The organism is Cellulomonas sp. NEAU-ZC6 (genome assembly GCF_056844425.1).
Genome location: NZ_JBXFYH010000001.1, coordinates 34,581 through 60,444, shown reverse-complemented (window position 1 = coordinate 60,444; position 25,864 = coordinate 34,581). Strand labels below are relative to the sequence as shown.

Below are 25,864 nucleotides of genomic sequence, written 5' to 3'. Positions count from 1 at the left end.
GTGCGGGAGCGGCGGGGTGCGGGTGCGGCGGACCGGGGGCGCCGCCGGGCGGGTGGCGGCCCGATCAGGTGCGGGCGACGCCGTGCAGCAGGACGTCCACCAGGTCCTCGATCGGGAGCTGGTCCTCGTCCGGCAGCACCGGCGGGCCCTGGCCCATCAGCGTCGCGATCAGCAGGTGCGCGAGGCGGTCGGGGTCGACCCGCAGTTCGGCGCCGTACGGCTGCAGCCGCCGGGCGACGGCGGCGCGCACCTCGGCCGTCGCCCGGAACCGCGCGTCCCGACCGGGTCGACCGTGCACGCCGCCGGTGGGTGCGCCGCGGGCCGCGCGGACGGCGGCGGCGCGCTGCCCCTCCTCCGACGCGAGCATCCCGTGCACCGCGAGCATCACCCGCCGCACCCGGCGGCTCCCGTCCGAGATCACCCGCGCCACCTGGACCAGCTCGGCGGCCAGGTCGGGGACGGGCGGCAGGTCGTCGATCTCGGCGACGCGGGCGGTCGGGTCGAGCGCCCGCTCCGCGGCGGCGGTGAGCAGCTCGACCTTGTCGTCGAACGCCCGGAACAGCGTGCCCTCGGCGACGCCCGCGGCGACGGCGATCTGCCGGGTGGAGACCTGTGAGCCGTGCTGCTCCAGCAGCGGGATGGTGGCGTACGCGATGGCGGCGCGCCGCTCGTCGCGGCTCATCGGGCGCGCGCGGCCCGTCCTCGTCCCGTCCACCCGCGCAGCCTAAGTGAGTGAGCACTCACTCGTCCACCCCGAAGAGCACGACGACGCCCGCCGCACCGGGGAGGTGCGACGGGCGTCGTCCACGCGGGAGGCCGGGGTCAGCAGCCGGGCCTCACCGGTGTCAGGGCGCCGGGGCCGGCGGGACGTCGTCCCGGGGCTCGGCGGGCGGCGCCGGCGGGGCGGGCGGTGCCGGCGGCTCCGTGCGGCGCGGCGTGCCCGACCGCGGGCGCTGCCCCGACTCCGCGACCGGGTCGAACGGCCGGCCGCTGAACGTGCCGGCGCTCGTCGCGTCGGCGGTGGCCGCCTCGGACTCGCGGCGGGCCTCGGCCAGCGCCTCCTTCGGGTCGGTGAGCGCCACCGGCGGCAGGTCGTCGGCGGTGAGCGGCGACGACCCGGCCGGCCGGACCGGCGCCTCGGCACCGTCCGCCGCACCGGCGCCCGGGAACCCGCCGGCGAAGCCCTGCACGAACTGGCCCAGCGCACCGGTGAGCTCGGACGGCACGATCCACACCTTGTTCGCCGGGGTGGCCGCGAGCTTCGGCAGCGCCTGCAGGTACTGGTAGGCCAGCAGCTTGGGGTCGGCGTCGCCGCGGTGCACGGCGTCGAACACCTGCAGGATCGCGCGGGACTCGCCCTCGGCGGAGAGGATCGCGGCCTGCGCGGAGCCCTCCGCCCGCAGGATCGCGGCCTGCTTCTCGCCCTCGGCCGTGAGGATCTGCGACTGCTTGACGCCCTCGGCGGTGAGGATGGCGGCACGGCGGTCGCGCTCGGCGCGCATCTGCTGCTCCATCGCACCCTGCACGGAGGCCGGCGGGTCGATGCTCTTGAGCTCGACGCGGTTGACGCGGATGCCCCACTTGCCGGTCGCCTCGTCCAGGACGCCGCGGAGCTGGCCGTTGATCTGGTCGCGGCTGGTCAGCGTCTGCTCGAGGTCCATCGAGCCGATGACGTTGCGGAGCGTGGTGACCGTCAGCTGCTCGATGCCGGTGATGTAGTTCGCGATCTCGTAGACAGCCGACTTGGGCTCGGTCACCTGGAAGTAGATGACCGTGTCGATGCTCACCACGAGGTTGTCCGAGGTGATCACGGGCTGCGGCGGGAACGAGACCACCTGCTCGCGCAGGTCCACGCCGGCACGGACGCGGTCGACGAACGGCACGATGAGGTGCAGCCCGGCGTCGAGCGTCCGGTGGTACCGGCCGAGGCGCTCCACCAGCAGCGCGACGGTCTGCGGGACGATCCGCACCGCGCGCACCAGGGTCACCACGACGAAGATCACGAGGATCGCGAGGAACACCCATCCCACGATCGTGCCGACGTTCGGGTCGTCCACTGCGTCTCCTCACTGCTGCGGCCCGGGGGCCGGCGTGCCGTGGCGGCGGCCGGTCGGCCGCCGCGGTCCGTCAGAGGGGTGCGGGTGCGCCGGGCGCACCCGTGCCGTCGGCCGCGGGCCGGTCGGCCGGCGCGACCACGGCGGTGGCGCCGTCGATCCGCGCGACGCGCACCTCCGCGCCGGTCGGGAACGTCGCGCCGTCGTCGACGCTGCGCGCGGACCAGACCTCGCCGGCCAGCTTGACGCGGCCGCCCAGGACGTCCGTCGGGGCCACGACGACGGCGGAGCGCCCGACCAGGGCGGCCGAGTTGGTCTCGACGAGGTCGCCGCGCGTCCGCAGCCGGCGGAGCAGGAACGGTCGCAGCGCGAACAGCAGCAGCAGCGCGGTCGCCGCGGCGACGACGATCTGCACCGCGAGCGGGGCGCCGAGCCCGGCTGCCGCGGCACCGGCGAGGGCGCCGCCCGCGAGCATGAGGAAGATCAGGTCGAGCGTGAACATCTCGGCCACGCCGAGCAGCAGCGCGCCGCCCAGCCACCACAGCCAGCCCATGTCGGCCCCTCCCCGGTCACGGGTGCCGCGAGGCGCGGCACCGACGTCGCCGGCGGCCGTGTCGCCACGGCCGCTCACCACCGATCCTAGACGAGTTCTTGACCGATCTGCGGGGCGAGCGGGCCCCCGCTTGCCACGGGGACGAACCGGACAGGGCCGGACCGAGCCGGCTGCGAGCGGGTGCCGCGCGGTCAGCGGCGGCCGCGCGCCGTCCAGCGGTCGTCGGACTTCTCCACCTGCAGCGGGGTACCGAACGCCGCGCTCAGGTTGTCCGACGTCAGCACGTCGTCGACCGCGCCCGCGGCGTGCACCCTGCCGTCCGCGAGCAGCAGCAGGTGCGTGAAGCCGGGCGGGATCTCCTCGACGTGGTGCGTCACGAGCACCAGCGCGGGCGAGCGCCGGTCGGCGGCCAGCTCCGACAGCGCGGCGACGAGCTCCTCGCGGCCGCCGAGGTCCAGGCCCGCGGCGGGCTCGTCCAGCAGCAGCAGCTCCGGGTCGCTCATCAGGGCCCGGGCGATCTGGACGCGCTTGCGCTCGCCCTCGCTGAGGGTGCCGTACCGGCGCTCGGCGAACCGGGCGACGCCGAAGGCGCTCATCAGGTCGGCCGCACGGGACTCGTCGACCGCCTCGTACGCCTCGCGCCAGCGGCCCGTCACGCCGTACGCGGCGGTCAGCACCACGTCCCGCACGACCTCGCCGCCCGGGATGCGCTCGGCCAGCGCGGCGCTGGCCAGGCCGATGCGCGGACGCAGCTCGAAGACGTCGACCCGCCCGAGCCGGGAGCCGAGCAGGTCGGCGGTGCCGGACGTCGGGTGCATCCGCCCGGACGCCACCTGGAGCACGGTCGTCTTGCCCGCGCCGTTGCGGCCGAGCACCACCCAGCGCTCGCCCTCGCGGACCGTCCAGGACAGCCCGTCCAGGATGGTCGTGGTGCCGCGGCGGATGGTCACGTCCTGCAGGTGGAGCACGTCGGTCATGGACACCAGACCCTAGCCGTCCGGAGCGGCCGGGACGTGGACGTACGTTGGTGGCGTGGACCGCACACCTCTCGACCTGCCGCGCTCCGTGCGGCTCGCCCTGTGGCTGGCCCGGGCGGGCGCCGGGTCCGACCCCGTCCAGCGCACCCTCGTCGCCGTGCAGGGCGACGACGAGCCGCACCGGGTCGTCGTCCCGGAGGCCCGGGTGCCCGGGCTGGCGCACGGCTCCGCCACGCTCGCCGACCTGGTCGCCGCCTGGGCCAGCGGGCCGCGCACGGTCGCGGCGGTGCTCCCCGCACCGGGCGACCCCGCCGGGGCACCCGCCGCCGTCGCCGGTGCGGCGCAGCTCGCGGGCGAGGCCGTGCTGGTCAGCACGGCGGACGGCGACTTCGCCGCGGTGCCGGAGATCGAGGAGTTCGGCAGCGTGCTCGAGTCCGGGCACCTGGTCACCTGGCACGTGCACGCGGTGCCCGGGTGGCGGACGGCCCTCGTGGGCCAGGTGGGCACCCTGGCGGAGGCCGAGCGCGAGCTCACCACCGCGCTGACCCGGGCCACTGAGGCGCTCACCACCCTGGACGTCGCCCGCTGGCGCCCCGACGCCGCCGAGCAGATCGCGGCGCTGCGGTCGACGCCCGACGCGCGCGGCGTGCTGCCCCCGGACCTGGAACCGCGGCGGGTGCGGGTGATCGGCAGCGCGCTGCGGCTGCGCGCGATCGTCGGCCTGGCGACGTCCGACGACGGCGCGGCCGTCAACCTGTGGCAGGCCGACCAGCGGTCGACCGCGCTGCGGGACGTGGACCGGGCGGCCCGGCGGGCGCTGGCCGTGGCCACCCACCCCGGGCCGGACGACCCGGACCCGCGCCGGGGCTGACGCCGGGGCGCGACAGCCCTCCCGCCCGGCCCGGCTCAGCGCAGGACGGAGCGGTACACCTCGACCGTGCGCTCGGCGATCGCGCCCCAGGAGAAGTGCTCCTCGACGCGCGTCCGGGAGGCGACGCCCCAGGCGCGCGCCCGGTCGGCGTCGGAGACGGCCTCGGCCAGCGCCGCGCCCAGGTCGGCGACGAACCGGTCCGGGTCGACCGGCGTGCCGGTGCCGTCCTGCACCTGCTCGATCGGTACCAGCCAGCCCGTGGTGCCCGCGTCGACCACCTCGGGGATGCCGCCCGTCGCCGTGCCGACCACCGGGAGCCCCACGGCCATCGCCTCGAGGTTGACGATGCCCAGCGGCTCGTACACGGACGGGCAGGCGAACACCGTGCCGGTCGCGAGCACGGCGACCAGCTCGGCGCGGGGCAGCATCCGGTCGATCCACACGACCCCGTCGCGACGGGAGCGCAGCTGCTCGACCAGGCCGGTGACCTCCGCGAGGATCTCGGGGGTGTCCGGCGCACCGGCGCACAGCACCAGCTGCACCTCCGGCGGCAGCGTCTCGGCCGCGCGCAGCAGGTACGGCAGGCCCTTCTGCCGGGTGATCCGCCCGACGAACACGACCGCCGGCCGGTCCGGGTCGATCCCGTTGGCGACGGCGACCTCGCGGGCCGCCGTCCACTCCTCGTCCGTCGACGGCCGGCGCCAGCCCGACAGGTCGATGCCGTTGTGCACCACGTGCACCCGCTCCGGGTCGATCGCCGGGTAGGACCGCAGGATGTCGGCGCGCATGCCGGCGCTGACGGCGATCACCGCGGCAGCCGACTCGAACGCCGTCCGCTCGGCCCAGGACGACAGCGCGTAGCCGCCGCCCAGCTGCTCGGCCTTCCACGGGCGCAGCGGCTCCAGGCTGTGCGCCGACACCACGTGCGGGACGCCGTGCAGCAGCGACGCCAGGTGGCCCGCGAGGTTGGCGTACCAGGTGTGCGAGTGCACCAGGTCGGTGGCCGGGCCCCCGTCGTCGGCGACCCGCCCCACGCCGTCCACGATCGCCAGGTCAACCCCGAAGGTCGCGAGCGCGGGGTTCGCGTCCCGCAGCGGCGCGGGCACGTCGTAGCCGGACACGCCCGGCTCGTCGCGCGGCCCGTCGAAGCAGTGCACGCGGACGTCCACGGTGCGCCGCAGCACCGCGGCGAGCTCCGCGACGTGCACGCCGGCACCGCCGTAGACGTGCGGCGGGTACTCCCGGGTCAGCAGGTCGACTCTCACCTGCGACACGCTAGCGCGGAACGGCCGGTTCGCCTCGCCGTGCACCCGGTCGTGGCACTACGGTCAGGGCATGGCAGCGCCGCGCATCCTGGCAATCGTCCTCGCAGGTGGAGAGGGGAAGCGGCTCATGCCGCTCACCGCCGCCCGCGCCAAGCCGGCCGTGCCGTTCGGGGGCATCTACCGCCTCGTCGACTTCGCCCTGTCGAACCTCGTCAACTCGCGGTACCTGCACATCGTCGTGCTGACGCAGTACAAGTCGCACTCCCTCGATCGGCACGTCTCGAAGACCTGGCGCATGTCCACCCTGCTGGGCAACTACGTCTCCCCCGTCCCCGCGCAGCAGCGGGTCGGCAAGCACTGGTACCTCGGCAGCGCCGACGCGATCTACCAGTGCCTCAACATCCTGGACGACGAGCGGCCCGACATCGTCGTCGTGGTCGGTGCCGACCACGTGTACCGCATGGACTTCTCGCAGATGGTCGACCAGCACATCGCCACCGGTGCCGAGATGACCGTCGCGGGCATCCGGCAGCCGATCGGCATGGCGGACCAGTTCGGCGTCATCGAGACGGACCCGCAGGACCAGACCAAGATCGCCGCGTTCCGCGAGAAGCCGTCGGACCCCGTCGGGCTGCCGGACTCCCCCCAGGAGATCCTCGCGTCGATGGGCAACTACGTCGTCAACACCGACGCGCTGATCCGGGCCGTCACCGAGGACGCCGAGAACCCGACCTCGCGGCACGACATGGGCGGCGACCTGGTGCCGGCGTTCGTCGAGCGCGGCACCGCCTCGGTCTACGACTTCATCCACAACGACGTCCCCGGCTCGACCGACCGCGACCGCCAGTACTGGCGGGACGTCGGGACGCTCGACTCGTACTACGACGCCAACCAGGACCTCATCTCGATCGAGCCGGTGTTCAACCTCTACAACGACGAGTGGCCGGTCTACACCGGGTACACCGGCCTGCCGCCGGCCAAGTTCGTGCACGCCGGCGCCGGCCGCCTGGGGCACGCCGCGGACTCGATCGTGTCCCCCGGCGTCATCGTCTCGGGCGCCACGGTGTCCGGGTCGGTGCTGTCGCCCGGGACCTACCTGCACTCCTGGGCGCAGGTGACCGACTCCGTGCTGATGGACGGCGTGATCGTCAACCGGTACGCGCAGGTGCACCGGGCGATCCTGGACAAGAACGTGGTCGTGCACGAGCGCGCCCGCGTCGGCATCGACCGCGAGCAGGACCTGGCCCGCGGCTTCACGGTCACGGAGTCGGGCATCACGGTCGTCCCGAAGGGCGCCGAGGTCACGCTCTAGCGCTGCCCCGCCCTCGGCCCCCGGGCGAGGTCGAGGGGTTGCGACGAGGTCGAGGGGTTGCGCGGCGGTGCCGCCGGCAACCCCTCGACCTCGCGCGGCGTGGACAGCCCGCGCGCGGCCGGCGGCCGGGTCGGTAGCCTCGGCGGGTGAGCTCGCCGACCCCGCCCCGCCTCGTCGTCATGGACGTCGACTCGACGCTGATCACCCAGGAGGTCGTCGAGCTGCTCGCGGCGCACGCGGGCTCCCGCGCCGAGGTCGCCGCCATCACCGAGCGCGCGATGCGCGGCGAGCTCGACTTCACCGAGTCGCTGCGCGCCCGGGTCGCCACGCTCGCCGGGCTGCCCGTCGCCGTGTTCGACGAGGTGCTGGCCGAGGTCGTCGTGACGCCCGGTGCCGTCGAGCTGCTCACCGAGCTGGACCGCCGGGGCTGGTACGTCGGCCTGGTGTCGGGCGGGTTCGTCGAGGTCGTCGCGCCGCTGGCCGCCCGGCTCGGCGTCACGCGGTTCCACGCCAACGCGCTCGAGGTCGAGCACGGCGCGCTGACCGGGCGGGTCGCCGGCGAGGTCGTCGACCGCGCGGTCAAGGCGCGCACGCTCCGCGAGTACGCGGCGGCCACCGGGGTGCCGATGTCGCGCACGGTGGCGATCGGCGACGGCGCCAACGACCTCGACATGATCGGGGCCGCCGGCTTCGGCATCGCGTTCAACGCCAAGCCGGTCGTGTGCGAGCAGGCCGACGCCGTGGTGCGGGACCGGCTCGACGCGGTGCTGGACCTGCCCCCGTTCCGCTGACCGGCGGCACGGCGACCGGCACGAGGTCGTCAGTCCTGGCCGAGGTCGTCATGCACGTGTGACGACCTCGGTCGGGTGTGACGACCTCGGCGAGCCCAGGGAGCCCGCTCCCCGGTCGCGAGGCTCAGGCCGGGGTGACGACCGCGGTCAGGCGCGCGCCGTCCGGCACCAGGTCCGCCCAGGGCGTGGCGACGTCGAGGACCGAGTACGCCGCCGTCGGCACGCCGACGCGCACCCGCGCCACGGCGGCCTCGTCCGAGCCGGGGCCGGCGAGCGCCGCGGCGGTCTGGGAGACCGTCGGCTCGTGCCCGACCACCAGCACCGTGCCGGCGGACTCGTCGACCTCGCGCAGCAGGGCCAGCAGCGAGCGCACGCCCGCCTCGTAGATCGCGTCGTCGACGCGGGCGACGTCGGCGGGGACGTCCAGCCCCGCGCGTACCAGGTCCCAGGTCTGCCGGGTGCGCACCGCGGCGGACACCAGCACCAGGTCGGGCCGGATGCCGGCCGCCCGCATGCCGGTGCCGACCTCGCCCGCCTGCTTGCGCCCGGGCAGGGCCAGCGGGCGCAGCACGTCGTCGAGCGCGCCCGCGGGCTCCGCCTTCGCGTGGCGGAGCAGGACGAGCTGGTGCGCGGGACCGGGGATCACGCGCACCAGGGTCCCACGACTACTGGCCCATGGCGTGCACGCCGCCGTCGACGTGCACCATCTCCCCCGTGGTCTTCGGGAACCAGTCGGACAGCAGGGCGGCGACCGCGCGGGCGGTGGGCTCCGGGTCGTGCACGTCCCAGCCGAGCGGCGCGCGGCCGTCCCAGCCGCCCTCCATCGACTCGAAGCCCGGGATGGACTTCGCCGCGGTGGTCCGGATCGGGCCGGCGGACACCACGTTGACCCGGATGCCCGACGGGCCGAGGTCGCGGGCCAGGTAGCGGGAGGTCGACTCGAAGGCGGCCTTGGCGACGCCCATCCAGTCGTAGACGGGCCACGCGAACCGGGCGTCGAAGGTCAGGCCGACGATCGAGCCGCCGCTGGTGAGCAGCGGCTGCGTGGCCGTGGCCAGCGACTTGAGGGAGAACGCGGACACCTCGAGGGCCGTCGCGACGTCGGCCCACTCGGCGGCGAGGAAGTTGCCGCCCATGACCGACTGCGGCGCGAACCCGATGGAGTGCACGACGCCGTCCAGGTGGTCGACGTGCTCGCGGACGCGCTCGGGCAGGGCCGCGAGGTCCTCGGCGTCGGTCACGTCGAGCTGCACGACCGGCGCCTCCTGCGGCAGCCGGCGGGCGATGGCCTGCGTCAGCCGGAACTGCCGGCCGAACGAGCTGAGCACGACCTCGGCGCCCTGCTCCTGCGCGAGGCGCGCCACGTGGAACGCGATGGAGCCGTCGGTGAGGACACCGGTGACGAGGAGCTTCTTGCCGTCGAGGAGACCCATGGTGCTTCCGATCCGTTGGTTCGAGTGGGAGGGAGTCAGTGGCCCATGCCGAGGCCGCCGTCGACCGGCAGCACGGCGCCCGAGATGTACCCGGCGGCGGGCGAGGAGAGGAACTCGACGGCGGCGGCGATCTCGTCCACGGCGCCGAACCGGCCGGCGGGGATCGACGCCAGGTACGCGTCCTGGCGGTCCTGCGGCAGGTCGGAGGTCATCGCGGTCTCGATGAAGCCCGGCGCCACGACGTTCGCGGTGATGCCGCGCCCGCCCAGCTCGCGGGTGATCGACCGCGCCATGCCGACCAGGCCGGCCTTGGTGGCGGTGTAGTTGACTTGGCCGGCGTTGCCGTACAGGCCCACGACCGAGCCGATCATGACGATGCGGCCGCGGCGCAGGCGGATCATGCCCTTGGACGCGCGGCGCACGCAGCGGAAGACGCCGGTGAGGTTGACGTCGACGACCTGCTCGAAGTCCTCGTCGGTCATCCGCATCAGCAGGCCGTCGCGGGTCACGCCGGCGTTCGCCACCAGGACCTCGACGGGGCCGTGCGCGGCCTCCACCTCGGCGAACGCGGCGTCGACGGACGCGGTGTCGGTGACGTCCCCGGTCACGGTGAGCACGCCGTCGGGCGCGCCGCCGCTGCGGGCGAGGGTGGCGACCCGGTCGCCGTTCGCCAGGAAGCGCTCGGCGATGGCGCGGCCGATGCCGCGGTTGGCGCCGGTCACCAGCACGCTGCGCGGCTCCGGGCGGGGGGTCGTGGGCTGCGAGGTCTCGGACACGGAAGTCGACGCTAGCCGACGCCCGGCGGGGGGCGGGGCAGCGGCGCGGCACAGGTTGCCCGCCGCGAGTTGTCCGGTTCGCACAACCCCGGCGTCAGAGCGGGCGGCGCATCCGGTAGTTCGTCAGGGTGACGCCGCGGCGCACCGGGTGCTGCTCGGCGACGACCTCGAAGCCGTGCGCCGCGAAGAACGGGCGCGCCGTCACGCTGGCGTGCGTGGTCAGCTCCGCCGCGCCGTCGGCCCGGGCGGTCCGCACCGCCCAGTCCAGCAGCGCCCGGGCGACGCCGGTGCGCGCCGCGGCGGGGTCGACGAACAGCATGTCGACGTACCCGGCGGCGTCGACGTCCGTGAACCCGACCACGACGCCGTCCCGCACGGCCACCCGGGTCCGCGCAGCCGCACGACGGGCCGCCCAGGCGGCGGGGTCCACGTCGTCCGGCGCCCAGACGCGGACCTGATCGGGCGTGTAGTCCCGCGCGGCGGTGACCCGGACCGCGCGCAGGAACACGCCGAGGGTGGCCTCGGCGTCGGGGTCGGCGTAGTCGCGGAGCTGCACCGTCCGACCGTAGCGGGCGGACCCGGCCCTGGCGTGGCCCGCGTCACCCCGGCGTCCGCGCCCGGAGGCGCCTACGATCAGGTGTGAGCAGGAAGAGCCCCGACGCCCCGCAGAGCGTCACGAGCGCGCCGGAGCCGCTCGGCGCCGACCAGGCGCGACGGCAGCGGCGGTACCTGGTGCAGATGGGCATCCGGGTGGTCTGCTTCCTGCTCGCCGCCATCCTGTGGCAGCACGTGCCGCTCTGGGTGGGGCTGACGCTGATCGTGGGCGCCGTGGTCCTGCCGTACATCGCCGTGCTGTTCGCCAACGCCGGCCGCGAGCGGCAGTCCCTGGCGCCGCCGTACGCCGTGCTGCCGCCGCAGCTCGACGCCGCTCCCCGGGCGCCCGCCGGTCCTGCGGGTCCCGCGGCTCCCCCGGCTCCCCCGGCTCGCCCGGCTCCCCCGGCAGCGGCCCCGCGCCCGACCGACGACGACCCGGCCCCCGAGGGCCCGACCGGAGACCCCCGATGACCGCCACGCCCGACGCCGTCTCCGAGCTCGTGTGCAGCGCCCGCGGGTGCCGCGCCGAGGCGACCTGGGGCGTGCTGTGGAACAACCCGCGGCTGCACGCGCCCGAGCGCCGCAAGGTGTGGCTCGCGTGCGACGAGCACCGCGACCACCTCGAGGAGTACCTGCGCGTGCGCGCGTTCTGGCAGGACACCGTGCCCGTCGCCGACCTGCCCCGAACCGAGCTCGGGGAGCGCCCCGGGCTGCCGGGTCTGCCGGGCCTGCGATGACGCTGCGCGGCAACCCCGCCCTGCGCCGCGCCGTCGGCCTGGTGCTGCTCGGCGTCGCCATGGCCGTGGCGTGCGTGTTCCTCGGCCGCTGGCAGTGGCACCGGCACGTCGACCGCGACGCGGCGATCCAGGTGGTGGAGCGGAACTACTCCGCCGACCCCGTCCCCCTGGCCGACCTGCTGCCGGAGCCCGGTGCCGCGCTGGACCCGGACGACGTCTGGCGGCAGGCCACCGTCACCGGCACGTACGACGCCGACGCCGCGGTGCTGCTGCGCAACCGGCCGGTGGACAGCCAGCCGGGCTTCCACGTGCTGGTGCCGCTGCGCCTGGCCGACGGCGCCGTCCTGGTGGTGGACCGCGGCTGGGTGGCGTGGGACGCCGACGCCAGCGGCGAGGTGTCGGTGCCCGCGCCCCCGGCCGGGCAGGTCACCGTCACGGTGCACCTGCGCGCCGACGAGCCCGCCAGCGAGCGCGGCGCGCCCGACGGGCAGGTGCAGGCCATCCACGTCGAGCAGGTGCTGGCGGCGGGCGGTGCCGACGCCGGCGTCCCCACGTTCGGCGGCTACGGGGCGGCGGTCGACGAGGACCCCGCCGCGCCGACGGCGCTCGGGGCCCTCCCGGCGCCGAGCACCGACCCCGGGTCGCACCTGTCGTACGCGTTCCAGTGGTGGACGTTCGCGGTCGGCTCCGTGGCGGCGCTGACCTGGCTGGCCCGCCGCGAGCTGCTCGAGGCGGTGCCGCCCGCCGGCGAGGACGACGAGGGCGGCGAGGGCGGCACCGACGGCACCCGCGGCACCGACGCCGCCGGCCCGGCGAGCACGACCCCGGGCCGTGCGCGGACCCGCGTGCCCGCGCGCACGCCGCGGGCCCGGCGCCGTCCGTCCGACGAGGAGACCGAGGACGCGCTGATCGACTCCCAGACGCGCTGAGCCGGCCTCAGCCGCCGGCCACCAGCCGCAGCCGGCAGGCCAGCTCCAGCGCGAACCGGGTGTCCGGGTCGTCCAGGTCCAGGCCGAGGGTCTTCTCGATCCGGCGCACCCGGTAGTTGACCGCGTTCGGGTGCAGCGTGAGCAGGGCGGCGGCCCGGGCCAGGGAGTTGCGCGTGCTCAGGTAGGCCAGCAGCGTGCGCAGGGCGGTGTCGGCGGGCTCGGTGCCGAGCGCGTCGAGGGGCGCGAGCAGGTCGTCGAGCAGCGAGCGGCTCAGGGGCGACGCGTGGAAGTCCAGCAGCACCCGGCGCAGCCCCGTGACGTCGGTGACCTCGACCGCACCGAGCCGCCCCGCCGCGACCGCGGAGTCGGCGGCGATCCGCGCCTCGCCGGCGGACTGCCGTAGCCCGGCGGCGCCGCCCAGCGGGGTGCCGAGCCCGACCGTGAGGGTCCAGCCCTCCCCCGCCAGCGCCCGGCCGTCGGCGCAGAGCCGCTCGACCACCTCGCGCAGGCGCCGCTGGTGGTCGGGCGCGCCCGGCTCCTCGGACGCGACGACGACCAGGTCGTCGTGGAACGACGCGACGTGCCAGGTCTCCGCGCGCGCGTCGACCAGCTGCAGGGCCCGCAGCTCCAGCGCGGCGCCGAGGGACGCCGGCGCGCGGCGCAGCGGGTCCGGCCGCCACCGCGGGACGAGCCAGGCGACGGCGTGCGACAGCCCGACCGGCAGCCCGGCCCGGGCCGCCTCCACCCCGATCGTGTCGATCCGCGCGGAGTCCGCGAGCAGCAGCTCCACCACGAGGTCGGCGCGGGACCGCACCGGTCCGTACCGGTCCTGGGTCTCGCGGGCGACCGCCCGGGACAGCATCGCCGCGACCACCGGCAGGGTCAGCGCGACCGCCGGGTCGGACCGGTCGGCCACCAGGCGGCCCAGCGGGACCTCGCCGATGCAGACGGCGTCGGCGTCGGTCCAGCGGACGCCGGGCGCCTCGTCCAGCCGCAGCCGCACCCCGAGGGCCGCGCCGGCCGCATCCAGCACCGCCACGCGCACGTCCGGCGGGTCGGTCGCCAGCACCGTGGCGACCGCCTGCACCGCGTGCTCGGCGCGCGCGAGCGACCCCGCCGCGCCGCGGCGCACCAGCCGGTCGGCGAACACCGCGAGCGCCGTCGGGTCGGCCGTGGTGCCGAGCACGGGCAGCCCGCCGCGGACCGCGAGCGCGCGCGCCGTCTCCGGCAGCGCGTCCAGCCCGGGCAGCACGAGGGCGGCGACCTCGCCGGCGATGGCGCGGCGGACCGCGACGTCCACCTGGTAGGCGCGGACCGGGCCGCCCGCACCCGTGGCGGCGACGACGAGGTGGCCGGCGGACGCGGTGCCGAGGTCGTCGAGCGCGCGGGTCTCGACGCCCAGCACGGGGACGCCGACCGGGTCGCCGGCGAGCACGTCGACGTCGAACCGGTCCGACTGCGCGATCAGCTCGTCCAGCGCAACATGATCGACACGCACCTGGTTCAGCGGCACAGTCTCTCCTCGATCTCTGGTCCGGCGGCACATTGTGGCACGTCAGGGACGATTTCTACTGTCGAGCCATGCCCCGCAGCACCCGGCCTCCCCGGCTCCTGGAACCCGACGACATCGCACCGCTCGCCGCCGGCGCGGCCGTGTTCGGCACCGGCGGCGGCGGTGCCGTGCACACCGTGCAGCTGTCGGTCCGCGCCGCCGTCGCCGAGCACGGCCCCGTCCCCCTGGTGCAGGTCGCCGACCTCACCGACGACGACGTCGTCATCAACATGTCCGCGATGGGCGCCCCCTCGGTCGGGATCGAGATGCTCGGGGCCGCGGCGCAGGCCCAGACGCTGGTCCGCGAGGTCGAGCAGCTGGTCGGCCGCCCGGTCACCACGCTGATGGCGGCGGAGATCGGCGGCAGCAACGGCGTGGCACCGGTCGGCTGGGCCGCGGCGCTCGGGCTGCAGGTGCTGGACGCCGACGGCATGGGCCGCGCGTTCCCGCAGGCCACGATGATCGCGATGAACGTCGCGGGGCTGCCCAGCGAGTTCGCCGTGATGGCCGACGTGGTCGGCAACGTGACCGTGCTCCGCACCGTCGACATCGCCTGGCTGGAGCGGCACGCCCGCGCCTTCACCGTGGCGGCCGGCGGCATCGCGCTCGGCGCGCACTACCTGCTGACCCGCGCGACCGCGCCGGGAGCGGTCATCGAGGGCACCGTCAGCCGCGCGGTCGAGGTCGGCCGGTGCCTGCTCGGGGCCGCCGACCCGGTCGCCGCGGTGGCCGACGAGCTCGGCGCGGCGGTGCTGGTGGCCGGCAAGGTCGTCGACATCGACCGGGTCACCGAGGGCGGCTTCACCCGCGGCTCGGTCACGGTCCAGGGCGTCGGCGCCGACCGGGGCCGGCTGCTGCGGGTCGAGATCCAGAACGAGAACCTCGTGGTCATCGAGGACGGGGTCGTGCTGGTGAGCGTCCCGGACCTCGTGACGATCGTCGACTCCGAGACCGGCGAGGCGATCTCGACGGAGCTGCTGCGGTTCGGCCAGCGCGTCAGCGTCCTGGCCTGGGCGTGCGACCCCCTCTGGCGGTCCCCGCGCGGCATCGAGCTGGCCGGTCCGCGCGCGTTCGGCTACGACCTGGACTACGCGCCGTTCGACGGCCGCCAGGCGGTGACGGCGTGACCGCCGGCCGCGCGCCCGGCGCGCTGTCCGTCGGCATCGACGTCGGCGGCACCAACACCGACGCGGTGGTGCTGGACGACGCGGGCACCGTCCTGGCGTGGACCAAGCAGGCGACCACCGACGACGTGACCGGCGGCGTGCGCGCGGCGCTGGCCGCGGTGCTGCGCGACCTCGGCCCGCGCCGGGACGAGGTGTCCCGGGTGATGCTCGGCACGACGCACGCGACCAACGCGATCGTGCGGCGCCGCGACCTCGGCCGGGTGGCCGTCGTGCGGCTGGGCGCGCCGGCCACGACCGACTACCCGTCGCTGGCCGGCTGGCCCGCCGACCTGCGGGACACCGTGCTGGCCGGGGCGCTGCTGGCCGGGGGCGGGCACCTGGTGGACGGCTACCCGCTGTCCCCGCTCGACCCGGACGGCGTGCGCCGGTTCCTCGACGGCCTGGCCGGCGGGTTCGACGCGGTCGCGGTGTGCGGCATCTTCAGCCCCTCGTTCCCGGAGCAGGAGCTGGAGATCGCCGCGCTGGTCGCCGACCACGTCGGCGCGGACCTGCCGGTGTCGCTCAGCCACGAGGTCGGCGAGCTGGGCCTGCTGGAGCGGGAGAACGCCACGGTGCTCAACGCCGCGCTGCACCGCGTGGCCGGCGAGGTCACGGACGCGCTGCTGGTGGCGGTCGCCGACGAGCAGCTGGCCGCCGCGACGTTCTTCGCGCAGAACGACGGCACCCTGATGGCCGTCGAGTACGCCGCCCGCTACCCGGTGCTGACCATCGGCTCGGGCCCCGCCAACTCGATCCGCGGCGCGGCCCGGCTGTCCGGGGCGGACGCCGCCGTCGTGGTCGACGTCGGGGGCACGACCAGCGACCTCGGCGTGCTGGTCGACCGGTTCCCGCGCGAGTCGACGCTGCCCCGCGAGATCGGCGGCGTGCGGACCAACTTCCGGATGCCCGACGTGCTGAGCCTGGCGCTGGGCGGCGGCACGGTGGTCGACCTGGTGCACGGCGTGCCGCTCACCGACTCGGTCGGGCACCGGATCCGCACCGAGGGCCTGCTGTTCGGCGGCGGCACCGCGACGCTGACCGACGCGGCGGCCGCCGCCCGGCCGGGCACGGTCGACGGCCGCGGGCTGCCCCAGCTCGACCGCGGCACCCGCGAGGCGCTCGCCACCGCGCTCGCCACCGCGCACGACCGGATCGAGTCGGCGGTCGAGCGGATGTCCCTGGGCCGCACCGACCTGCCGCTGGTCGTGGTGGGCGGCGGCGCGTTCCTGGTGCCGGACGTGGTCGCCGGCGCCGGCGAGGTGCTGCGGCCGGAGCGCGGCAACGTCGCGAACGCCGTCGGTGCGGCCATCGCCCTGGCCGGCGGGCGCGCGGACCAGCTGTGCGACCACGCGGACCGGGCCGAGGCCATCGCGGCCGCCGGCCGGCAGGCGGTGGAGCGCGCGATCCAGGCCGGCGCCGACCCCCGCACCGTCGAGGTCGTCGACGTGCTCGAGACCCCCGTCTCCTACGCCACCCGTCCCACCCTCAAGGTCGCGGTCAAGGCCGCCGGCCCGCTCGCCCGCCTCACCCCTCCCCTGTCCGCCTGACCCGAAGGGCACGTCCATGACGAGCAGATCCCGGGGCGCCCTCGCCCCGACCGCGGCGCTGGTGAGCGTCGTCGCGCTGGCCGCGTGCAGCGGCGGCACCACCGACGACGGCGCCACCGGCGGGTCCACCCCCGTGTCCGGCGGCACGTTCACGCTCGCGGTGAACGACGACCCCGGCAGCCTGTCGCCGCTCACCGGCGTCTCCCTGGTGCAGCGCGGCCTGGTGCCCTTCGGGTACGAGTCCCTGGCCTACATCACCGAGGACGGCGAGACGGTCCCGTGGCTCGCCGAGAGCTGGGAGGAGACGGGCACCTCCATCACGTACACGCTGAAGGACGGCATCACCTGCGCGGACGGCACCGAGTTCACCGCCGAGACCGCCGCCGCCAACTTCGCCTACCAGGCGGACGCCGCGCACGGCACGTTCTGGTTCGGCTCCAACGTGACCGCGGACATGACCGCCACCGCGGACGGGAACGCCCTGACGATCACCTCGGCGACCACCAACCCGTTCCTGGCCCAGACCACGGGCGCGGTGGAGATGGTGTGCCAGGCCGGGCTGGACGACCCCGAGACGCTCACCGACGCCACGAACGGCACCGCGCTCTACGCGCTGTCGGACGCGCAGGCCGGCTCGTCGTACACGTACACCAAGCGCGACGGGTACACGTGGGGACCCGAGGGCGTCACGAGCGAGACCCCGGGGCTGCCCGACGACATCGTCGCCCGGGTGATCACCGACGAGGCGACCGCCGCGAACCTGCTGCTGTCCGGGGAGCTGAACGCCGCCGCCGTGATCGGCGCGGACCGCGCCCGCGTCGAGGCCGCCGGGCTGGACTCGGTCGGCGTGCTCAACCCGATCGGCCAGATGCTGTTCAACGAGCGCGAGGACCGGCCGACCTCCGACGAGCGGGTGCGCCGCGCGCTGTCCCTGGCCCTCGACCGGGAGACGGTCGGCGAGCTGGTCACCGACGGGCACTACCAGGAGTCGGTGTCCCTGGTGAACAAGACTCCGCTCACCTGCGTGGCGGACGGCCCGCTGTGGGAGCTGCCGGGCACGGACGTCGACGAGGCCGCCGCGCTGCTCGACGAGGCCGGGTACCCCGCGGGCGCCGACGGCGCGCGCGACCTGACGATCCGGTTCATCTACGACGCCGGCACCCCCTCGCACGGCGCCGCCGCCGAGGAGGTCCAGGCGCAGTGGGACGCGCTCGGGATCACCACCGAGCTGGTCGCGGAGGACTCCACCGGCTGGGCCACCGACCTCTACCAGACGTACGACTGGGACACCGGCTTCGTGCAGCTGGCACCGGGCAGCCCGGTGGTGCTGAGCCTGTTCTTCCTCGGCGCGCACAGCGAGGAGGGCGGCTACAACTTCATGGCGGTCGACAACCCGGCCTACGACGCGCTGGCCGAGCAGGCGCTGGTCGCACCGGACGCCGAGACCGCCTGCGGGCTGTGGCTGGAGGCCGAGAAGGAGCTGATCGACCGGGTCGACACCGTGCCCGTCGCCGACACCGTCTCCCCCACCTACCTGAGCGGCGTCACCCTGGAGATGCCGGGCAGCATCATGCCGACCACCGTGCGGATGCAGGGCTGAGGCATGACGATCCCCCCGGCCACGGCCGTCGCCGCCCCGCCCGTCCCCGCGGTCCGGGGGGACCGTCCCCGGCTGCTCGCCGACCACCCGCGGCTCGCGTTCGTGCTGGCCCGGGTGGCCCGGGCGCTGGTCTCGCTGGCCATCGTCCTGCTCGCGTCGTTCTTCCTGGTGCACCTGGTGCCGGGCGACCCGGTCCGTGCCGCGCTGGGCCCCACGGTCTCCCCGGAGACGGTGGAGGCCCTGCGGCTGCAGCTCGGCCTGGACCGGCCCCTCGGCGCGCAGCTCCGGTCCTACCTGGGCGGGCTGCTCACCGGCGACCTCGGGACGTCGGTCACCTCGCAGCGGCCGGTCGCCACGATCCTCGGCGAGCGCCTGCCCGCGACCCTGGTCCTCGCGGGGCTGTCGTTCGTGGTCGCCGCCGCCGGCGCGTTCCCCGTGGGCGTGGCGACCGCGGTGTCGGCCCGCGGCGGGCGGCACCGGACGCTGGACCTCGCGGTGTCCGCCGTCCTGGGCGTGCTCGTGGCGGTGCCGGGGTTCCTGCTCGCGGTGCTGCTGGTGTCCTGGTTCGGCGTCTCGCTCGGGGTGCTGCCGCCGGCCGGCTGGGGCACCCCGCAGCACGTGGTGCTCCCCGTGGTCGCGCTCGCCGCGGGACCGCTCGCCTACCTGGCCCGGATCGTGCACGTGGAGATGCTCCGGGTGCTGGACGAGCCGTACCTCACCACCGCCCGCAGCAAGCGGCTGCCCGGCCGGGTGCTCTACCTGCGGCACGCGCTGCCGAACATCGTGGGCGCGGCGCTCACCGCCGGCGGCGTGGTCCTCGTGGGGCTGGTGGCCGGGACCGTGCTGGTGGAGACGGTGTTCGTGGTCCCCGGCATCGGCTCGACCATCGTGTCCTCGATCAGCGCGAAGGACTACCCGCTGATCCAGGGCCTGGTGCTGGTCTACGCCGTCCTGGTGCTGGCGGCGAACCTCCTGGTCGACCTGGCGCTCGCCACGCTCGACCCCCGTTCCTCGATCGCGGAGGCCTGACGTGCGCGTGCTCCGGACCCTCGCCACCCCGCGCGGCGCGGCCGTCGCCCTCGGGCTGCTGCTGCTGGCGCTCGCCACCGTGCTCGGCCCCGTGCTGCTCGGCGACGCCGCGGACGCCCGCGACATCGACGCCCGGCAGCAGGGCGCGAGCCTGGCGCACCCGTTCGGCACCGACGACCTCGGCCGCGACCTGCTGGCGCGCGTCGTCGTGGCCACCCGGCTGTCGGTGCTGCTCGCGCTCGGCGCCACGGCGATCTCGGTGCTGGGCGGCGCGGTGGTCGGCATCGTCGCCGCCGTGCTGCCCGCCCTCGTCCGCCGGTGGGTCAACGCGCTGATCGACATCCTGCTGTCGTTCCCGTGGCTGCTGCTGGCGCTGTTCTTCTCGGTGATCTGGGGCACCACGGCGACCGGGGCGATGCTCGCCGTCGGGTTCGCGGGCGTGCCCGTGTTCGCCCGGCTGGTCAGCACGCTGGCGTCGTCCGTCGCGGCGCGCGACTACGTGCACGCCGCCCGGATGCTCGGGTCCGGGCCGCTGCGCACCGCACGCCGGCACGTGCTGCCCAACGTCCTGCCGCCGCTGCTGGTCAACACGGCCGCGCACGCCTCGGTCACCCTGCTGTCGTTCGCCGCGCTGTCGTTCCTCGGGCTCGGGGTGCAGGCGCCCGAGTACGACTGGGGCCGGCTGCTCAACGAGGGCGCCCGGCGGATCTACGTCGACCCGATGGCGGCGATCGGACCCGGGCTGGCGATCGTGCTGACCGGCGTGCTGCTCGCCCTGCTCGGCGAGCTGCTCAGCGAGGGCGGCGGCCGGCAGCGCCGGCGGCTCCGCCGGACGGCGCGTGCGCCCCGCCCGGCGTCGGGTCCGGCGCCGGCCGTCCCGGACGACGTGCCCGTCGTCGACGTCGCCGGGCTGCGCGTCGCCTTCGCCGCCGCGGACGGCACCGTCGTCGAGCGGGTGCACGGCGTGGACCTGCGCGTGGCGCCCGGCGAGGTCGTCGGCCTGGTCGGCGAGTCCGGCTCGGGCAAGTCCGTCACGGCGATGGCGCTGGCGGGGCTGCTCGGGTCCGACGCGCAGGTCGAGGCCGAGCGCCTGACGTTCCGCGGCATCGACATGACCCGCCCGCCGTCGCCGGCGGAGCGCACCCGGCTCGGGCTGGAGCAGGCCGTGGTGTTCCAGGACCCGCTCAGCTCGCTGAACCCGGCGCTGACCGTCGGCCGGCAGCTGCGCGAGGTCGCCGAGACGCACGCCCGCACCGGCCGGGACGAGGCGCGGCGCCGGGCGCTGAGCGCCCTGGAGCGGGTGCGGATCCCGGACCCGGCGCGGCGCCTGCGCCAGCTGCCGCACGAGCTGTCCGGCGGCATGCGGCAGCGGGTGATGATCGCCTCGGGGCTGATGGTGACGCCGCGGCTGATCATCGCCGACGAGCCCACGACCGCCCTCGACGTCACCGTGCAGCGGCAGGTGCTCGAGACCCTGCGCGCGGCGCAGCGCAGCACCGGCGCGGCCATCCTGCTGATCTCGCACGACATCGCGCTGGTCAGCGGGTTCTGCGACCGCGTCGTCGTCATGCGCTCCGGCCGGGTCGTCGAGGAGCTCGACCCGCGGCGCTGGGACGAGGCCCGGCACCCGTACACGCGCGGGCTGATCGCCTGCGTGCCGGGCATGACGACGGACCGGTCCCGGCCGCTGCCCGTGGTGGAGCCGGAACCCGACCCGTCCGTCCCGACGCAGGTGGAGGTGCCCGCGTGACCGAGCTCGAGTTCCGGCGGGTGACCGTCGCCTACGGCCACGGCGGCCGCGCGCAGACGGCCGTCGACCAGGTCGACCTGCTGGTCCGGCCCGGCACCACGCACGGCCTGGTGGGCGAGTCCGGGTCCGGCAAGTCCACGCTGGCCCGCGCGGCGGTCGGGCTGGCGCCCGTCGCGTCCGGCCAGATCCTGCTGGGCGGCGTGGACGTCACCGGGCCGTCCCGGTACGCCCGGCGCACCCGGCGGCGGATCCAGATGGTGTTCCAGGACCCGTTGAGCGCCCTCGACCCCCGCGCCCCGGTCGGCGCCTCCGTGGCCGAGGGCCTGCTGGCCACCGGCCGCCGGCTGCCGCGGCTCGACCGGGAGGCGCGGGTGCGGGACCTGCTGGCGCGGGTGCAGATCGACCCCGCGCGCGCCGGCGAGCTGCCCGCAGCCTTCTCCGGCGGCCAGCGGCAGCGGATCACGATCGCGCGCGCCCTGGCCGCGGAACCCGCGGTGCTCGTCGCCGACGAGATCACCTCGGCGCTCGACGTGTCCGTGCAGGGCGTGGTGCTCAACCTGCTGCGCGAGCTGCAGCAGGAGCTCGACCTGACCGTGCTGTTCATCTCGCACAACCTCGCCGTCGTCCGGTACGTCAGCGACGAGGTGACCGTGCTCCGGGCCGGACGGGTCGTCGAGCACGGCACCACCGAGGCGGTGCTCGCCCGGCCCGCCGACCCCTACACCCGCGAGCTGCTGCGCTCGATCCCCGTGATGGGGCAGCCGTTCGCCCTGGAGGACGCATGACCACGACGACGACGCTGCTGCGGCACGCGCGGCTGCTGGGCGCCCCGGAACCGTGCGACGTGCTGCTCGCCGGGGGCCGCGTCGCGCGGGTCGCCCCCGGGGGGACGCTGACCGGTGCGACCGGCGCGACGGGCACCACGGGGACGTCGGTCGTCGACCTGGACGGCCGGGTCCTGATGCCGGGGCTGTGGGACGCGCACGTCCACATGACGCAGTGGGTCGTCCGCCGCGAGCGGCTGGACCTCACGCCGGCCGGCAGCGCCGCCGCGACGCTCGACCTGGTGCGCGCGGCGCTGCCGGCCTGGCCGCGGGACCTGCTGGTCGGGTACGGGTTCCGCGACGCCCTGTGGCCGGACCTGCCGACGCAGGGCGCCCTGGACGAGGTCGCCGCGGGCCGTCCCGTGGTGCTGATCAGCCTGGACCTGCACTGCGGCTGGCTGAGCGCGGCCGCCGCGGCGCTGCTCGGCGCGCGGCCCGGTCCGGACGGGGTGCTGCGCGAGGGGCCGTGGATCGCCGCCCTGGACGTGCTCGACGGGTTCACCCGGCCGACCGACGCGGCGTACCGGGACGCGGGGCTCGCCGCGGCGCAGCGCGGGGTGGTCGGCGTGGTCGAGCTCGAGAACGCCGACAACGCGACCGACTGGCCGCGCCGGGTCGCCGCCGGCGCGGACGCGCTGCGCGTCGAGGCGTCCGTCTGGCCGGACCGGCTGGCCGAGGTCGTCGCCCGCGGGCTGCGGTCCGGCGACGTGCTGGACCCCACCGGGCTGGTCACCATGGGACCGCTCAAGGTCGTGGTCGACGGCTCCCTCAACACCCGCACCGCGTGGTGCTGGGACCCGTACCCCGGCGTGGCCGCCGACCACCCGCACCCGTGCGGCCTGCCGGCGGTGGCGCCGGAGGAGCTGGACGCGCTGCTGGCCACGGCGACCGCCCACGGCGTCCGGGCGACCGTGCACGCGATCGGCGACCGGGCGGCCGGGCGGGTGCTGGACGCGTTCGAGCGCCTGGGGCCCCTCGCGCAGCCCGGGACGATCGAGCACGCGCAGCTGGTCACCCGGGCCGACGTCGAGCGGTTCGCCCGGCTGGGCCTGGTCGCGAGCGTGCAGCCGGAGCACGCCGTCGACGACCGGGACGTCGCCGACCGCTACTGGCCCGGCCGGACGGACCGCGCCTTCGCCTACGGGTCGCTGCACGCCGCCGGGGTGCCGCTGCGCCTGGGCTCCGACGCCCCCGTGTCCCCGCTGGACCCGTGGCACGCCGTCGCCGCGGCGGTCCGGCGCACGCGGGACGAGCAGCCGCCGTGGCACCCCGAGCAGCGGCTGCCCCTGGACGTCGCGCTGGCGGCGTCCGTGCGCGGGCCGCTCCGGGTGGGCGCCGGGGACGTCGCGGACCTGGTGGTGCTGGACGCGGACCCGCTGACCGCGCCGCCGGACGTGCTGCGCGCGATGCCCGTGGCCGCGACGGCCGTCGGCGGGCGCTGGACCTGGGACGCGCTGGACGGTGCGCTGGTCGGTGCGCTCGACGACGCGCTCGACGACGCACGTGACGAGGGGGCGGCCTGATGCCGGTCACGACCGTGGACGACGTGCGGATCCACTTCGAGGTCTGCGGCCCCCGGGACGGCGAGCCGCTGGTGCTGGTCGGCGGTGGCGGGACCCAGCTGGTCGAGTGGCGCGACGGGTTCTGCGACCTGCTGGTCGCCGAGGGGTTCCGGGTCGTGCGGTTCGACCACCGGGACACCGGGCTGTCCCAGCGGTTCGGCGCCGAGGACGACGTCGACGGCGGGTACGCCGTGCAGGACATGGCGCTCGACGTGCTGCGCGTCCTGGACACCCTCGGGCTGCCGGCGGCGCACCTGGCCGGGCACTCGATGGGCGGGATCATGATCCAGTACCTGGTGCTGAGCCACCCCGGCCGCGTCCGGAGCCTCGCGCTGCTCGGCACGATCCCCGGGCTCGACCCGGCCTACCTGATCGGGCCGCAGCCGGCGGGCGAGGACCTGGTGCCGCAGCGCCGGCTGCCGCTCGCCGAGGCGGTCGAGCAGTTCGTCGCCACGCAGCGGGCCATGCACGCCGACGCCTTCGTGTTCGACGAGGACGCCGAGCGGGCGCACGCCGAGCTCCAGCTGTCCCGCGGGTACGAGCCGAACGGCTTCTGGCGGCACTGGTCGGCCCTCCGGCGCGCCGACGACCGGCTGGACCGGCTGCGCGGCGTCCGGGTGCCCACCACGGTCGTGCACGGCGCGCTGGACGCCACCCTGCGGCCGCTGGCGGCCGAGCTCACCGCCGCCGCGATCCCGGGCGCGGAGCTGCACGTCGTCGACGGCATGGGCCACCGCATCGAGCAGGAGCTGTGGCCGTTCTACGCCCGGGTGATCGCGGACAACGCCCGCCGGGCGCTGTGACCGGGGCGGCGCCGACCCGCCGCCGTCAGGCCAGGGTCACCAGGTCCAGGTAGGACGGGTTCCACAGGTCCTCGTCGCCGTCGGGCAGCAGCACCACGCGCTCGGGCTGCAGCGCCTCCACGGCGCCCTCGTCGTGGCTGACCAGCACGACCGCGCCGGTGTAGCCGCGCAGCGCCGCGAGGATCTCCTCGCGGCTGGCCGGGTCGAGGTTGTTGGTCGGCTCGTCCAGCAGCAGCACGTTCGCCGCCGACACGACCAGGGCCGCGAGCGCCAGGCGGGTCTTCTCACCGCCCGACAGCACGCCGGCCGGCTTGTCCGCGTCGTCCCCGGAGAACAGGAACGACCCGAGCACCGAGCGCACCTGGGTGTCGGTCAGGTCCGGCGCCGAGGAGCGCAGGTTCTCGACGACCGTGCGGTCCATGTCGAGCGTCTCGTGCTCCTGGGCGTAGTAGCCGAGCTTGAGGCCGTGCCCCGCGCGGACCTCGCCGGTGTCGGACTCCTGCAGGCCGGCGAGCATCCGCAGCAGGGTGGTCTTGCCCGCGCCGTTCAGCCCCAGGACCACGACGCGCGAGCCGCGGTCGATCGCCAGGTCGACCCCGGCGAACACCTCCTGCGAGCCGTAGGACTTGGACAGGTCCGCCGCGGTGAGCGGGGTCTTGCCGCAGGGCGCGGGCTCGGGGAACCGCAGCTTCGCGACCTTGTCGGACACCCGGACCTCGTCCAGGCCGGCCAGCATCCGCTCGGCGCGGCGGGCCATGTTCTGCGCCGCGACCGCCTTGGTGGCCTTCGCGCGCATTTTGTCGGCCTGCGCGAGCAGCACGGACGCCTTCTTCTCCGCGTTGGCGCGCTCGCGACGGCGGCTCTTCTCGTCCGTCTCGCGCTGCTGCACGTACGCGTCCCAGCCCAGGTTGTACTGGTCGAGCTCACCGCGGTTCGCGTCCAGGTGGAACACCTTGTTCACGGTCGCGCGGAGCAGGTCGACGTCGTGGCTGATGACCACGAACCCGCCCGGGTACACCTTGAGGTAGTCCCGCAGCCAGCCGATGGAGTCGGCGTCGAGGTGGTTGGTCGGCTCGTCGAGCAGCAGCGTGCCCGAGCCGGAGAACAGGATCCGCGCCAGCTCCACGCGGCGGCGCTGGCCGCCGGACAGGGTGCCGAGCGGCTGGCCGAGCACGCGGTCGTCCAGGCCCAGGTTCGACGTGATGCGGTGCGCCTCGCTCTCGGCCGCGTACCCGCCGCCGGCCGTGAACCGGGCCTCGAGCCGGGAGTACCGCTCCATCGCGGCGTCGCGGGTCTCGTCGTCGGCGGACGCCATGGCGGCCTCGGTCTCGCGCATCGCGGCGACGACCTCGTCCAGGCCGCGCGCCGACAGCACCCGGTGCATCGCCAGGGTCGACAGGTCGCCGGACCGCGGGTCCTGCGGCAGGTAGCCGACGTCGTCGCTGCGCGTGATCTGCCCGCCGCTGGGCTGGCTCTCCCCCGCGAGCGTCTTGGTCAGCGTGGTCTTGCCGGCGCCGTTGCGCCCGACCAGGCCGATCCGGTCGCCCGGCGCGATGCGGAAGCTCGCCGCCTGCAGCAGCACGCGTGCTCCCACGCGCAGCTCGACGCCCTGGGCTGTGATCACTGGTGGTCCCTCGTCCTTCGTGGCCGTGCACGGTCGATCGGTGGCGATGCCGCGCGCCCCGTTGCCGGCCCGGCACAAACGCCGACCAGTCTACGAGGCCCAGCGCCGCCGGCCC

General features: G+C 75.9%; 25 protein-coding genes. 14 read left to right on the top strand and 11 right to left on the bottom strand.

The window, feature by feature from the left end; genetic code table 11:
• Positions 1 to 64: 64 nt before the first annotated feature.
• The 4 genes from AC1050_RS00295 to AC1050_RS00280 form a co-directional block, all read right to left on the bottom strand.
• Positions 65 to 715, bottom strand: coding sequence for a TetR/AcrR family transcriptional regulator (locus AC1050_RS00295; RefSeq protein ID WP_482385390.1), 651 nt, complete (start codon positions 713 to 715; stop codon positions 65 to 67).
• A gap of 130 nt (positions 716 to 845) precedes the next feature.
• The gene (locus AC1050_RS00290; RefSeq protein ID WP_482385389.1) at positions 846 to 2,057 is read right to left on the bottom strand and encodes an SPFH domain-containing protein; all 1,212 of its coding nucleotides are present in this window, start codon (positions 2,055 to 2,057) and stop codon (positions 846 to 848) included.
• 70 nt (positions 2,058 to 2,127) lie between these two features.
• Entirely contained in the window at positions 2,128 to 2,607 is a 480-nt protein-coding gene (locus tag AC1050_RS00285) for an NfeD family protein (protein ID WP_482385388.1), read from the bottom strand.
• Between the two features lie 191 nt (positions 2,608 to 2,798).
• Positions 2,799 to 3,584: an ABC transporter ATP-binding protein gene (locus AC1050_RS00280; RefSeq protein ID WP_482385387.1), complete on the bottom strand. Its 786-nt coding sequence runs from the start codon at positions 3,582 to 3,584 to the stop codon at positions 2,799 to 2,801.
• A gap of 55 nt (positions 3,585 to 3,639) precedes the next feature.
• Here AC1050_RS00280 and AC1050_RS00275 point away from each other — a divergent pair, with 55 nt between their 5' ends.
• Entirely contained in the window at positions 3,640 to 4,455 is an 816-nt protein-coding gene (locus AC1050_RS00275) for a hypothetical protein (RefSeq protein ID WP_482385386.1), read from the top strand.
• A 35-nt stretch (positions 4,456 to 4,490) separates the two neighbouring features.
• On the opposite strand, the gene glgA is transcribed toward AC1050_RS00275, so the two are convergent.
• A complete protein-coding gene (gene glgA / locus AC1050_RS00270) occupies positions 4,491 to 5,720 on the bottom strand; it encodes a glycogen synthase (RefSeq protein ID WP_482385385.1) in 1,230 nt (409 codons plus the stop codon).
• Positions 5,721 to 5,790: 70 nt separating this feature from the next.
• Between glgA and AC1050_RS00265 the strand changes: the two genes are divergently transcribed.
• Together AC1050_RS00265 and serB are read left to right on the top strand one after the other, a co-directional pair.
• Positions 5,791 to 7,032: a glucose-1-phosphate adenylyltransferase gene (locus tag AC1050_RS00265; RefSeq protein WP_482385384.1), complete on the top strand. Its 1,242-nt coding sequence runs from the start codon at positions 5,791 to 5,793 to the stop codon at positions 7,030 to 7,032.
• 146 nt (positions 7,033 to 7,178) lie between these two features.
• Entirely contained in the window at positions 7,179 to 7,823 is a 645-nt protein-coding gene (gene serB, locus AC1050_RS00260; RefSeq protein WP_482385383.1) for a phosphoserine phosphatase SerB, read from the top strand.
• Positions 7,824 to 7,947: 124 nt separating this feature from the next.
• Here the strand turns inward: serB and AC1050_RS00255 are convergent, their stop codons facing one another.
• The 4 genes from AC1050_RS00255 to AC1050_RS00240 all read right to left on the bottom strand — a co-directional run bounded on the left by AC1050_RS00255 (position 7,948) and on the right by AC1050_RS00240 (position 10,588).
• Positions 7,948 to 8,469: a SixA phosphatase family protein gene (locus AC1050_RS00255; protein ID WP_482385382.1), complete on the bottom strand. Its 522-nt coding sequence runs from the start codon at positions 8,467 to 8,469 to the stop codon at positions 7,948 to 7,950.
• Between the two features lie 19 nt (positions 8,470 to 8,488).
• Positions 8,489 to 9,256, bottom strand: coding sequence for an enoyl-ACP reductase FabI (fabI, locus tag AC1050_RS00250; protein ID WP_482385381.1), 768 nt, complete (start codon positions 9,254 to 9,256; stop codon positions 8,489 to 8,491).
• Between the two features lie 35 nt (positions 9,257 to 9,291).
• On the bottom strand, positions 9,292 to 10,032 hold the full coding sequence (fabG, locus tag AC1050_RS00245; RefSeq protein ID WP_482385380.1) for a 3-oxoacyl-ACP reductase FabG: 741 nt from the start codon (positions 10,030 to 10,032) through the stop codon (positions 9,292 to 9,294).
• A gap of 94 nt (positions 10,033 to 10,126) precedes the next feature.
• Positions 10,127 to 10,588, bottom strand: a complete 462-nt coding sequence (locus tag AC1050_RS00240) for a GNAT family N-acetyltransferase (protein WP_482385379.1) — start codon at positions 10,586 to 10,588, stop codon at positions 10,127 to 10,129.
• Positions 10,589 to 10,671: 83 nt separating this feature from the next.
• Between AC1050_RS00240 and AC1050_RS00235 the strand changes: the two genes are divergently transcribed.
• Genes AC1050_RS00235 through AC1050_RS00225 form a run of 3 tightly spaced genes read left to right on the top strand, consistent with a single transcriptional unit; the run spans position 10,672 to position 12,292 of the window.
• The gene (locus AC1050_RS00235) at positions 10,672 to 11,097 is read left to right on the top strand and encodes a DUF3099 domain-containing protein (RefSeq protein WP_482385378.1); all 426 of its coding nucleotides are present in this window, start codon (positions 10,672 to 10,674) and stop codon (positions 11,095 to 11,097) included.
• Positions 11,094 to 11,363 (top strand): hypothetical protein, encoded by a 270-nt coding sequence (locus tag AC1050_RS00230; protein ID WP_482385377.1) that lies wholly within the window; start codon positions 11,094 to 11,096, stop codon positions 11,361 to 11,363. The genes AC1050_RS00235 and AC1050_RS00230 overlap by 4 nt, the downstream gene beginning before the upstream one ends.
• Positions 11,360 to 12,292 (top strand): SURF1 family cytochrome oxidase biogenesis protein, encoded by a 933-nt coding sequence (locus AC1050_RS00225; RefSeq protein ID WP_482385376.1) that lies wholly within the window; start codon positions 11,360 to 11,362, stop codon positions 12,290 to 12,292. The genes AC1050_RS00230 and AC1050_RS00225 overlap by 4 nt, the downstream gene beginning before the upstream one ends.
• A 7-nt stretch (positions 12,293 to 12,299) precedes the next feature.
• Here the strand turns inward: AC1050_RS00225 and AC1050_RS00220 are convergent, their stop codons facing one another.
• Positions 12,300 to 13,805, bottom strand: a complete 1,506-nt coding sequence (locus AC1050_RS00220; protein ID WP_482385375.1) for a PucR family transcriptional regulator — start codon at positions 13,803 to 13,805, stop codon at positions 12,300 to 12,302.
• A 68-nt stretch (positions 13,806 to 13,873) separates the two neighbouring features.
• On the opposite strand from AC1050_RS00220, the gene AC1050_RS00215 reads away from it, so the two are divergent.
• Genes AC1050_RS00215 through AC1050_RS00180 form a run of 8 tightly spaced genes read left to right on the top strand, consistent with a single transcriptional unit; the run spans position 13,874 to position 24,125 of the window.
• On the top strand, positions 13,874 to 14,971 hold the full coding sequence (locus tag AC1050_RS00215) for a DUF917 domain-containing protein (RefSeq protein ID WP_482385374.1): 1,098 nt from the start codon (positions 13,874 to 13,876) through the stop codon (positions 14,969 to 14,971).
• The gene (locus AC1050_RS00210; protein WP_482385373.1) at positions 14,968 to 16,557 is read left to right on the top strand and encodes a hydantoinase/oxoprolinase N-terminal domain-containing protein; all 1,590 of its coding nucleotides are present in this window, start codon (positions 14,968 to 14,970) and stop codon (positions 16,555 to 16,557) included. The genes AC1050_RS00215 and AC1050_RS00210 overlap by 4 nt, the downstream gene beginning before the upstream one ends.
• A gap of 16 nt (positions 16,558 to 16,573) precedes the next feature.
• The gene (locus tag AC1050_RS00205) at positions 16,574 to 18,157 is read left to right on the top strand and encodes an ABC transporter substrate-binding protein (protein WP_482385372.1); all 1,584 of its coding nucleotides are present in this window, start codon (positions 16,574 to 16,576) and stop codon (positions 18,155 to 18,157) included.
• A 3-nt stretch (positions 18,158 to 18,160) separates the two neighbouring features.
• The gene (locus tag AC1050_RS00200) at positions 18,161 to 19,186 is read left to right on the top strand and encodes an ABC transporter permease (protein ID WP_482385371.1); all 1,026 of its coding nucleotides are present in this window, start codon (positions 18,161 to 18,163) and stop codon (positions 19,184 to 19,186) included.
• A gap of 1 nt (position 19,187) precedes the next feature.
• Entirely contained in the window at positions 19,188 to 20,936 is a 1,749-nt protein-coding gene (locus tag AC1050_RS00195; RefSeq protein WP_482385370.1) for a dipeptide/oligopeptide/nickel ABC transporter permease/ATP-binding protein, read from the top strand.
• On the top strand, positions 20,933 to 21,721 hold the full coding sequence (locus AC1050_RS00190) for an ABC transporter ATP-binding protein (protein ID WP_482385369.1): 789 nt from the start codon (positions 20,933 to 20,935) through the stop codon (positions 21,719 to 21,721). The genes AC1050_RS00195 and AC1050_RS00190 overlap by 4 nt, the downstream gene beginning before the upstream one ends.
• Positions 21,718 to 23,283, top strand: coding sequence for an amidohydrolase (locus tag AC1050_RS00185; protein ID WP_482385368.1), 1,566 nt, complete (start codon positions 21,718 to 21,720; stop codon positions 23,281 to 23,283). The genes AC1050_RS00190 and AC1050_RS00185 overlap by 4 nt, the downstream gene beginning before the upstream one ends.
• A complete protein-coding gene (locus AC1050_RS00180; protein ID WP_482385367.1) occupies positions 23,283 to 24,125 on the top strand; it encodes an alpha/beta fold hydrolase in 843 nt (280 codons plus the stop codon). The genes AC1050_RS00185 and AC1050_RS00180 overlap by 1 nt, the downstream gene beginning before the upstream one ends.
• 25 nt (positions 24,126 to 24,150) lie before the next feature.
• On the opposite strand, the gene AC1050_RS00175 is transcribed toward AC1050_RS00180, so the two are convergent.
• Entirely contained in the window at positions 24,151 to 25,749 is a 1,599-nt protein-coding gene (locus tag AC1050_RS00175; RefSeq protein ID WP_482385366.1) for an ABC-F family ATP-binding cassette domain-containing protein, read from the bottom strand.
• Positions 25,750 to 25,864: the final 115 nt, after the last annotated feature.